The organism is Terrisporobacter muris, from assembly GCF_024621905.1.
GTDB classification, from domain to species: Bacteria; Bacillota; Clostridia; order Peptostreptococcales; family Peptostreptococcaceae; genus Terrisporobacter; species Terrisporobacter muris.
On record NZ_JANKBY010000395.1, the window covers coordinates 1 to 2,850 of the forward strand.

A 2,850-nucleotide genomic window follows, 5' to 3' on the forward strand; every position below is an offset into this window, starting at 1 on the left:
GATCTCGGTGCTGGTCATATTAGTGCAGCAAAGGCTATAAAAGAATATATTCAAGAAAAAGATGATAATATAAATATTGTAATAGAGAATTTTATTAGTGCAAGTGTTCCTCGTATAAATAAGCCTATGGTTAAAATGTACGAAAATAATACTAAATATGTGCCTGGACTCTATAATTACTACTATTATATAAAAAAATCTTTTGATGCTAAATACGATATATCTTATAAAATATATATGCCAAAGCTTGCTGAATACATAAAAAGCATTAATCCTGATTTAATTATTTCCACATTTCCTTGTGCAGCTGCATGTGTAAATGATTTTAATACAAAAAATCCACATAAAAAAATACCTTCTATAACTGTAATAACTGATGTAGTAGATAGTTTAGAATGGATATTTAAAACAACAGATATGTATTTTGTACCATCCTATGAAATTAAAAATAGGTATGTCCAAAAAGGATTAGATCCTAGTATTTTTAGAGTAACTGGTGTGCCTGTAAGTAAAAGTTTTATTTGCAATAAAAAATTACGTAGTAATAAACTTAGGCTACTTCTTATGGGTGGAGGTAGAGGATTATTTGATTTTGATGAAAGTTTTATGCATTGGCTTGATGACTACCTAAGTAAATATAAAGATATGTTGGATGTTACTATAGTAACAGGCAGTAATAAAAAACTATACGATATTTTAACCCTAAAAAAACCACTGTATAACATAGATGTAAGAGGATTTGTCACTAATATGTCTGACTTATTAAAAAATTACGATTTAATGTTAACTAAATCCGGTGGAGCCACTTTGTTTGAAGCTATTAGTTCAAATACTCCCATAATAGTTAAAAACCCAAAGGTTGGTCAAGAAATTGAAAATGCTAAATTTATTAGAGATAAAGGCATAGGAATTTTGTACGATAACGATGAAGATCTAAAGGATTTAATAAAGGATTTATTAAATAAGAAATTAGATTCAAGAGTTGAGTTTATGGATGAAAATATTACTCACTTCAAAACAACTATACATCCTGATAAAATAGGTGACTATGTTTTTGAACTACTTAAATAATCAAAAAAAATCATGTTTGCATATTCAAACATGATTTTTTAATGCTTTTATAAATAACTACTTAAAAGAGTTAAAGTTAATTACCTTTCCCTTTTTATGATCTTCATGACTTGGACCCTTATTAGTTTTATCAATATCAAGTTTTTTAGATGCACTAATAACCTTAATAATTCTATAAACAATTATTGCTGTGAAAATTACCCCTACACAATTAGTTATAAAATTTAAATATGAATTACTACCTCCACTATAAACCAAAATATTGATAATTCTCAAAAGTGATACTAGTATTAAATTTGTTTCTATCATTGAACATATTCTGCTAATTTCACCCCACACAGATTTTTTCTTCAATAACCTAATCATCGCTAAACTGTTTCTATCTAAAGATTTTAATATATCCCTTATTACTATTGTACTAATATCCTTATTAAAGATCTTTACCCCAGGTATTATCAGTGCTAAAGATAAGAATATACATGTATTATAAAAATATACATTATCTGAATCTGGACTCTTACTTGATAAGAAGTAAGCGACTATTATAAAAAATATAGCTAATCCAGTAGAATTTACTCTACTTTCTTTAACCCTAGTGAAAACAGAATAAACTATTGAAATAGCACACGAAACTTGAAAGGCAATCTCTATGTTACTTATAATAGCAGCATTAAAAATTAATACAGGTACTGCAATATATATTAATACATCTTTTAACAATTTAGATTTCACACAACCCCCCCCCATCTCTCCAATAAGCCATTATTTTTTATATTCTTACTAAATTATATTAATATTATCTTCTATACATTAATAAATAAATCCTTTTTATTACACCATAAAATTTTCATTTTATGCTAAATTTTCTAAATTATTTTAAAATTCAAATAATTACACATAAAAAAAGCAAAGATTTAATCTTCGCTTTTTTTATTTTATAAATCATTACTTATCCCATACAAAGGATTTATCCTTTTATCATTTATTTTAACCTCAAAGTGAACATGATTTCCTGTTGAATCTCCTGTTGACCCTACCTTAGCAATAACCTGTCCTCTCTTAACTATTTCACCCACATTTACAACTATACTATTATTGTGAGCATACAAGGTTTTTTTATTATCAAAATGTTTTATCTCTATTACATTTCCATAGCCACTTTTATAACCTGCAAATATTACAATTCCATCATCACTTGCAAGTACTGATGTATTTTTTGGTGCAGGTATATCTATTCCATTGTGAAAACTAAGTTTTTTTGTTATTGGATGTGTTCTATATCCATATCCTGAACTAATATATCTATAGTCCTCTAATGGCCATTTTCCTTTTATATAACTGGCATTACTATTTTCCAAAGCTTCTTTTTTTTCGTTTTTAATTTCTTGTATTAAAAAGCTTTCACTTTTTTCACAATTTATCAATTGTCTCTCAAAATACATCTTAAAAAACTTGATCTGACTATACTTTATGCTGTCTACACTAATTTTTTTTTCTAATAAACTACTTTTCATATCATTATCAAAAGCTATATATTGATTTTTGTTTTTTAATATATAGTCTAAATCATTTATTCTCTTATTTAAGTATTCTTCTTTCTTTGTTATGGATATTAATGTATCTATGTTGTTACTTTGGCTATAGGAAATATTGTTTTGAAAGCTAAATATTAAGCTTACAAATAAAAGAGTATTAATAACTAATACCTTTAAATATTTATTCATTTTATACCTCCTTTTCCTATAAACATTATTATTAACCAAGTTTATTTTTTTTATA

Annotated in this window: 3 protein-coding genes; 1 reads left to right on the top strand and 2 read right to left on the bottom strand. The window is 25.9% G+C overall.

Annotated features, from left to right (window positions below; translation table 11 throughout):
* Window positions 1-1,071: MGDG synthase family glycosyltransferase (locus NSA58_RS18295; protein WP_257560802.1), on the top strand; the 1,071-nt coding region annotated here is incomplete at its 5' end.
* A 57-nt stretch (window positions 1,072-1,128) separates the two neighbouring features.
* On the opposite strand, the gene NSA58_RS18300 is transcribed toward NSA58_RS18295, so the two are convergent.
* Window positions 1,129-1,803: a hypothetical protein gene (locus NSA58_RS18300; protein WP_039679317.1), complete on the bottom strand. Its 675-nt coding sequence runs from the start codon at window positions 1,801-1,803 to the stop codon at window positions 1,129-1,131.
* A 203-nt stretch (window positions 1,804-2,006) separates the two neighbouring features.
* Complete coding sequence (locus NSA58_RS18305) at window positions 2,007-2,795, bottom strand: M23 family metallopeptidase (protein WP_052232952.1); 789 nt, start codon at window positions 2,793-2,795, stop codon at window positions 2,007-2,009.
* Between the last annotated feature and the right edge of the window lie 55 nt (window positions 2,796-2,850).